We start from the raw sequence: 7,661 nt of genomic DNA, 5'->3' as shown, positions 1-7,661 counted from the left end.
TTCCTGTTTGAACTCAGGAGAAAAAGAACGTCGCTTGCTGGTCATCAGACACCTCGTTTATGGTGGCGATATTACCAACTGCGTTGATGTCTGGAATCATTGAACCACTAGATATCGATTAATTCGTCAAAACTTACAGGATGTTCGAGTGGCTGAGATTGTATTGGGTACTTTTTTGTTGTCATGGATTTGCTCTGATGGCTGAAATTATTCCTGCTTTAAGCAGCGCTGTATTGGCTAGAATGACGGCAGGTGAGAAGCGCTTTGCCCTGCGCCTGAAAAACCTTCTTGAGGATGATTATCTGTGCTGGTTCGATATTCCAGTGGGCAGGGAACGTCGCTATCCTGATTTTATTATATTGCATCCCGCTCGAGGGTTACTGTTTCTGGAAGTGAAAGACTGGAAGGCATCGACACTTAAACGGCTGAATAAACAAACGGCTTCCTTGCTGGTGAATGACAAGCCAATCGAGGTAGCGAATCCATTGGAGCAAGCGCGGCAGTATATGTTGCAAGTGGTCAATCTCTTGAGTCGGGACCCTCAGTTGCTGCAAAGTGAAGACAGTCGCTATCAAGGGAAATTATGTTTTCCATATGCTTGGGGAACAGTACTGACCAATATTAATCGCCAGCAAATTACCAACAATACAACCGATGCCCAACGGGAGGCGGTGCTTCCGGATAACCTGGTTATTTATAAGGATGAAATGCTGGAGTCGACGAACGCCGAGGTATTCCAACAGCGTTTGTGGGGCATGTTTAACCATCGTTTTCCCAATAAATTAACGGTGCCGCAAATTGATCGCATTCGTTGGCATTTGTTTCCAGAAGTGCGGATATCGTTGCAGCAGGATATGTTTGCCATGGCAGACAATGCAGATTCCGATGAATTGATATGCACTGAAGACGATGATTCATCGCCGCCGTTGAATACCGCACTGCCAGATATTGTTCGAATTATGGACATTCAGCAGGAGAAGTTGGCGCGTAGTTTGGGAGCAGGCCATCGAGTGATACATGGGGTGGCAGGTTCTGGCAAAACGCTGATTCTTGGCTATCGCTGTGAATTGTTGGCGGCAACCAGTAGTAAGCCGGTTCTGGTGTTGTGTTTTAACATTACGCTGGCGCGTAAGCTGAATGCGCTCATGTTGGCCAAAGGGTTGGAGCATCGGGTACAGGCATTGCATTTTCATGATTGGTGCAAGCGTCAATTGAACACTTATCAGGTTAATACGGTTGCCGGGCCTGAGCCTGTCTGGGAGCGTCAGGTGGAATCGGTGATACAGGGAGTAGCACAAGGGCATATTCCTCGTGCCCAGTATGGAGCCTTGTTGATTGATGAAGGACATGATTTTGAGGCGGAATGGCTGACTCTGCTGGTGCAAATGATCGATCCGGAATCGGATTCTCTATTGCTGCTTTACGATGATGCCCAGTCGATCTATCAAAAACGATCCGGTCTGGGGTTCAGTTTGTCGAGCGTTGGTGTCAAGGCGCAGGGGCGGACAACCATCTTGCGCCGGAATTATCGCAATACCCGTGAAATTCTGGCGTTTGCATATCAGTTTGCCGAGCGATATATCTGCGCAAAAAGCTCAGATGATGACCACATACCGGTATTGGCACCGGAATCTGCCGGACGTTCTGGCCCTGTGCCTGTGGTTACGATGGGCCAGCACTGGCTGGATGAAATGGCTCATGCCGTGGCGCACTTGCAGCGTTGGAAAGCCCAATGTATGCGCTGGAACGAGATGGCAGTGTTGTATGTTACCGGGCAGCAAGGTTCGACGTTGGCCAGTTATTTGAAACGCAGTGGTATCCCCTGTGTCTGGTTAGCTTCTCAGTCGTTCAAATTTGGGTATGACCCACAACAAGACAAGGTCGCTGTGATGGCGATTCCTTCCAGTAAGGGGTTGGAGTTTCCCGCGGTTGTTGTGATGGGTAGCGGTGAATTATCTTGTGATGATGAACAACTGGTCCAGAGTGCTCGGTGGTTATACGTAGGGATGACGCGGGCGCAAAGCGAGTTGCAACTGACCTGCTCGAAAAACACGCCGCTGGTGGCTCAATTGCAAGCGTCCGAAACATCCATCGTAGATACCGTAGAATACTGAAGCGCTTTTTTATTGAGACAGCCACGAATTTTTTTATTAGGACAGCCATCACTGGGGCATAGCCGACGAGAAAGCACAGATCTTCTTCTGCGTATTACGGCGACTCATACATCCCTTACAAATCAACCCATTCTGGATTAGTGTATGGTCGAATAAGAACCATAGAACCGATCAGAAAGGAAATGGCTAGTGGCGAGTGAGATACTTATTAGTTGGGTTGGCCAGCATGATTTGGATGCAAGATTTAAGGGGCAGGATGGGCCTGTGCTTGCCACACTTAAGACTCATGCATTCAATAATGTAAGGCTTTTGTACAACTATCCTCAGGATCAGGTTGAGGGATATCTCAAATGGCTTGATGAAGAAGTCGAAGAAATCGCGATTGATGCCAAGTTTGTTGAACTTTCATCACCAGTGAACTTTGGTGAGATCTATGAATATGCCAGTCGGTATTTAAACTCTCTGGATGAACAAGAGCGGGAACAACTTGCCATCCTGCTTAGCCCTGGCACACCGGCTATGCAAGCTGTGTGGATATTGCTTGGCAAGACCCGTTTCCCTGCAACGTTTTATCAATCCTCGAGGGAGCAGGGGGCTCACACGGTAGAAATCCCTTTTGAAATTGCTGCGGAATACATCCCTCCCGTCAAATCCCTCAGTGCTGGCCAGCTACAAACGCTCAGCAATACTAACCCACCGGATAATGCGGCCTTTAAAGACATCGTTACCCGCAGCGATGCCATGCAGGCGTTGATTCAGCGTGCGCAGATTCTGGCTGAGCACGAAGTGTCAGTATTGATTGATGGCGAATCCGGTACCGGAAAGGAGCTGTTCGCCCGCGCCATTCACAATGCCAGCCCTCGTGCAGACAAGTCCTTTATTCCTGTGAACTGCGGTGCATTTCCGCCAGAACTGATCGACTCCATGCTGTTTGGTCACAAAAAAGGCGCGTTTACCGGAGCCATTGCCGACAAGCCCGGCTACTTCGAACAAGCCAACGGCGGCACCCTGTTTCTGGATGAATTTGGCGAGCTGGAACCCGCCGTTCAGGTGCGCCTGCTGCGGGTTCTGCAAGACAAAACCTTCACCCGCGTTGGCGACACCAAAGAGCAGACCAGTGACTTCCGCCTGATCGCCGCCACCAACAAAAACCTGATTGAAGACATCGCTAAAGGTGACTTCCGTGAAGACCTGTTTTACCGCATCGCCGTCGGTGTATTACACCTGCCACCGCTACGCGAACGTAATGGCGATGTGCTGTTCCTGGCCGATAGCCTGCTTGATGCAATGAAAATGGAATATCTGTTACTCGAAGGTAAAAAAATTTCCGCCTCTGGCAAAAGCGTTATCCAGAAGCATCGCTGGCCGGGCAATATTCGTGAGCTGAAATCTACTTTGCTACGTGCGGCGCTGTGGGCCAGTGGTAACGAAATTACCGGAGATGACATGCAGCAGGCCTTGTTCAAAACCGCCAGCAAGCAAGACTCAATTATGGCTCGTGATGTAGCTCAGGGGCTTGATATTCAAGCACTTCTGGATGAAGTCGAAAGCCATTACGTTAAACAAGCGCTACAGCACAGCGCTGGGCAAAAGACCAAAGCTGCCGAGCTGTTGGGGTATAACAACCACCAGACGCTGAGCAATAAAATGAAAAAGCTGGGCATTTCAGCCGAAAGTTGAATTTCTGGCACACCAATCGCTATCAAGCACCATAGCCCCGATAGCTCAGGGAATATTATTTACTCAAGGAATAGAACATTGGAAAACATGTCTGTAGCCGTACTGCCGGATCGTAAAAAGAAAATTGTCCAACTGATTGGAGCCATGAATAACGGCTTGTTGGAACGTACTGAACAGGTAAAGCTGATTTTGTTGGCAGCTCTGGCTGGAGAGCATGTACTGTTACTTGGCCCTCCTGGTACCGCTAAAAGTGAGCTGGCAAAACGATTAAAAAATGTATTTGTTGAAGCTGATTACTTTGAACGCTTGTTGACCCGATTTTCTGTTCCTGAGGAGGTTTTTGGGCCACTGTCTATTCAGGCGTTGGAAGAGGATAAATACAAGCGCCTGACAAGTGGCTATTTGCCCGAAGCCTCAGTCGCCTTTATTGACGAAATATTCAAAGCGAATAGTGCGATTCTCAACAGCCTGCTGACTCTGTTGAATGAACGCCAGTTCGACAACGGCAATCGGCGTTATCCCATACCTCTGATCTCGGTAGTGGCAGCCAGCAACGAACTGCCGGAAGGTGAGGAGCTGGATGCTCTGTATGATCGATTTATGCTGCGCAGTTTTGTGAATCCAGTTTCTGATGGCAGCTTTGAAAACCTGCTGACTCTTGGCAATGAAACCTGTGACCCAGATTTATCCATACGCCTGAAGATTGACGATCTTGCTGAAGTTCAACAATTAGCTGAAAAGGTCGAATTAACTAGCGACGTGATTGAGCTATGTAAAGAATTCCGTCGTTACTTGAAGCAAGAAGACATCTATGTATCCGATCGTCGCTGGCGCAAACTGGTTAAGCTGATGAAGGTCTCTGCCTTTACCTCCGGTTTTGATGAAGTATCCAGCTACGACGCCTGGATCCTGCCGCATTGCCTCTGGCAAAAGCCAGAGCAGCTCGAAGGGCTGCAAGAAGTCTATAAACAAGCGATCTCGTTAACTGGCGATTTTTCTGCGGATCGGGTTGCTAAAATGCTGGTTGTCTGGGAGTCGAAGCTGAAAGAAGAGCAAAATGCAAAACGTCAAAAAATAAATAATCGAGGCGAGCTGCTTTACTGCGGCCCGGATGGTAAATCAACAACCCGCAAAAGTGGGCGATATCAAAAGAAAAATAATAATGGCGAGAAACTTTATCATTGCGAATATGATGGTGAAACGACTCAGAAGAATAGCGGGTATAACCAAACGAACAAACCCTTTATGGTTAATGGCCCTAATACTCCCTTTATGGAGTCGATGTGTTATTCCGCTTCCCATATTCAGGAACGGGTCACGCAAGTGACTTCAGTTAAGAACCAAATTTCAGCTCATATCGAACATCTCAATAATCAATTGGAGATGGTGGATCTGGTTTTCGAGGAACACTTCTGGATTGATCCAGCTCTGAAACCTGACATCACTACCAATATTCGTAATGCCAAAAAGCACACAAAAGGTCTTCTTGATCGTTCTGAGGTGTTGGTAAATGGTTTTGAAGGTCTGCCCCAAGAAGATGATGTTATTGAGGGGGGAACTTTGTGACTGATTCGTTGCCCATGCCAGCCGCTCAACCTGGCCGGAAGGCTTCTGGCGGTTTGCTTAATCAGCTTAACAACCAATTCAGCTATCTCGATCTGTTGCCAGAGTCACTGCTGCCTGTCGTTATTACGCATTCCGGTGGCGAGCTTGAAGCTCGTTGCCAGTCATTTGCGCAGTTGCGTCAGTCCCTGTTAGCTGGTGCCGAGCTGATATCTCCGTGCCCTTGGTTGCCTGAGGTTGTTCAGCAGCGCGTGCTGGAGCGAATTGAGCAGTCGGGCATTGCCCGATATTGCAAAGATAACGAAGAGGTCACTGATGCGCTGATTCTGGACTTGCTTGATGCTCTGGAACACAAACAGGAAACGCAGCGAACGTTGGCACTACAGCATGCTGAAGATCTGAAGCAACAACAGTTGTCAGTATTGCAGCAAGAGCTGGATGCTCTGAGCAAGAAAAAGCAAAAACGGCAAACTGCTGCGCTGACACAGGAGCAATTGAACGAAATTCAGGCTCATGGAGAGGTATCAGCCTGGCTGGAGGTACTCGTTGGATCTGATGTTTTTTTTCCGCAGGAGTGGGACGAACGTCTGCTGGTGTGGCAGCAGCTGGAATCAGTTTTTAACGACCTTGGTTTGATCACGGGTCTGGGGTGGGATTTATCGTGTGGTGTATTGCAAAGTCACGGCTGGATGAACCTGGTGCGCCTGCACAAGCTGGTCGAGCAACTGCCACAACTGCGGGAAGTGATCGAAACGTTGGGGCGTATGAAAGACACTGATGGTGAGCCCATCATTGAAGAAATTGTGTCGCGCATGAGTGTGGTTGCACGTCATCAACAGGAGGTCACCACACCTCTGGTGCCGATGGAAACCAAAGGCATTACCCGTTCTGACTCCATCAGTCGCATGTTACCGCAAGAAGCGGCCTTTCTGGGGCATCCGGTATTGAAAAAACTCTGGCACGCCCGCCGAGCTGAACATGCTCTTCTCAGCTATGCCGTCGAAGGTACAGAGATTGTCCAGCTGATAAGTGAGCAGGAACAGGATGTTCGTGAAGAAAGAGCAGGGAAGCAAGCGAATAAAAACCGTGGCCCGATGATCGTGTGTCTGGATACCTCTGGCTCGATGAGCGGTACACCGGAAAATATCGCCAAAGCGCTGGTATTGGAGTGCTTGTCAGTTGCCAAAAAAGAAAAGCGTGAATGTTATGTCTATTTATTTGGCAGTCATGGCGAAGTTGAGGAGCTGGAATTGACACCAACCGAACAGGGTCTGGAGCGAATGATTCAATTTCTATCGATGTCTTTAGGTGGCGGTACGGATGCCGAAGGCCCGTTGCGCCTGGCATTGGAAAAGTCCGAGCAAGAGCAATGGCAGAAATCTGACATTATGATCGTGAGTGATGGCGAGTTTCCGGTTTCCAGTGATTTGGTCAAAAAAATCACAGCGGCCAAGGAACAACGAATGCTTTCGATTCATGGCACACTGATTGGCAATGCGGATCGTGCTATGAGCCGCATTTGTGATCCACTGCATCGCTTCGACCGTTGGATCGACTTGCAACTGAACCAGCGCTCTCAATCACTTTGATAAGGACATCGCCATGTCAAAAGCCAAAGACAATTTTGAAATCGCCATTCAGGATGCCGAGCGTATCCTGGAAGCCTACGACAAACTTAATAGAGATCGGATTGATAACCGGGACCCGGAAGAACTTAAACGTGCTGCCTTGATTATGTCTTTGACGGCTTGGGAAACCTATGTTGAAGACCGAATCACTGAAGAATTACAAAGCCAGATGCGACCTCTGGAGGGGTCTCAGGTTGCGCGTTTTGTAAATGGAACCCTTGAGAAAGAACTGAAGTATTTTCATACGCCAAACACCAGAAAAACGAAGCAGCTATTTGAACGATTTCTGAATGTGGATGTGACTGCCGGCTGGAACTGGGCCGGTTTTGAAACCAAGACCTCTACGGTAAAACTTGATGAGTGGATTAAAAAACGCGGTGATGCTGTTCACCGGTCTGTTATGGACAAGCAATCCGGTTACCTTGTCAGCCGCAATGATATGAGCAAATGCGTGGCTTTTTTCAAGCGTATCGTTGAGGTAACCGACAAGGTTCTGGATGTCGAATAACCAGGGAAAGCAGTAAAAATGAGCAAAGAATTTCTGGAATCGATCAACTTTGAAAATCTTCGCCCTCATTGGGAGGATCTCGCGAACCTGGCTGTAGTGGTTCAATGATTCCGGACACCAACGTAGGTGGTAATATCGCCACCATAAACGAGGTGTCTGATGACCAGC

5 protein-coding genes are annotated in these 7,661 nt (G+C 48.4%); all 5 read left to right on the top strand.

What is annotated here, in order from left to right; translation table 11 throughout:
- Window positions 1-197: 197 nt before the first annotated feature.
- A complete protein-coding gene (locus tag Q8W24_RS16565; protein WP_305475993.1) occupies window positions 198-2,114 on the top strand; it encodes a 3'-5' exonuclease in 1,917 nt (638 codons plus the stop codon).
- A 309-nt stretch (window positions 2,115-2,423) separates the two neighbouring features.
- Window positions 2,424-3,794 carry a sigma-54-dependent Fis family transcriptional regulator gene (locus Q8W24_RS16560; RefSeq protein WP_305415497.1) on the top strand — a complete coding sequence of 457 codons (1,371 nt, stop codon included), beginning with the start codon at window positions 2,424-2,426 and terminating at the stop codon, window positions 3,792-3,794.
- 87 nt (window positions 3,795-3,881) lie between these two features.
- The gene (locus Q8W24_RS16555; protein WP_305415536.1) at window positions 3,882-5,360 is read left to right on the top strand and encodes an AAA family ATPase; all 1,479 of its coding nucleotides are present in this window, start codon (window positions 3,882-3,884) and stop codon (window positions 5,358-5,360) included.
- Window positions 5,357-6,946 (top strand): VWA domain-containing protein, encoded by a 1,590-nt coding sequence (locus Q8W24_RS16550; protein WP_305415496.1) that lies wholly within the window; start codon window positions 5,357-5,359, stop codon window positions 6,944-6,946. The genes Q8W24_RS16555 and Q8W24_RS16550 overlap by 4 nt, the downstream gene beginning before the upstream one ends.
- A gap of 13 nt (window positions 6,947-6,959) precedes the next feature.
- Window positions 6,960-7,493 carry a HEPN domain-containing protein gene (locus Q8W24_RS16545; protein WP_305475991.1) on the top strand — a complete coding sequence of 178 codons (534 nt, stop codon included), beginning with the start codon at window positions 6,960-6,962 and terminating at the stop codon, window positions 7,491-7,493.
- Window positions 7,494-7,661 lie beyond the last annotated feature (168 nt).

The sequence above is a fragment of the Oceanobacter sp. 4_MG-2023 genome, assembly GCF_030689165.1.
In the GTDB taxonomy this organism is placed as follows: Bacteria; Pseudomonadota; Gammaproteobacteria; order Pseudomonadales; family Oceanobacteraceae; genus Oceanobacter.
This window is presented reverse-complemented; position numbering and strand designations above follow the sequence as displayed.

Excerpts from the sequence above, each read along its gene's own strand:
- Q8W24_RS16565 (WP_305475993.1), top strand. The coding sequence starts at position 198 with ATGGCTGAAATTATTCCTGCTTTAAGCAGCGCTGTATTGGCTAGAATG.
- Q8W24_RS16555 (WP_305415536.1), top strand. The coding sequence starts at position 3,882 with ATGTCTGTAGCCGTACTGCCGGATCGTAAAAAGAAAATTGTCCAACTG.
- Q8W24_RS16545 (WP_305475991.1), top strand. The coding sequence starts at position 6,960 with ATGTCAAAAGCCAAAGACAATTTTGAAATCGCCATTCAGGATGCCGAG.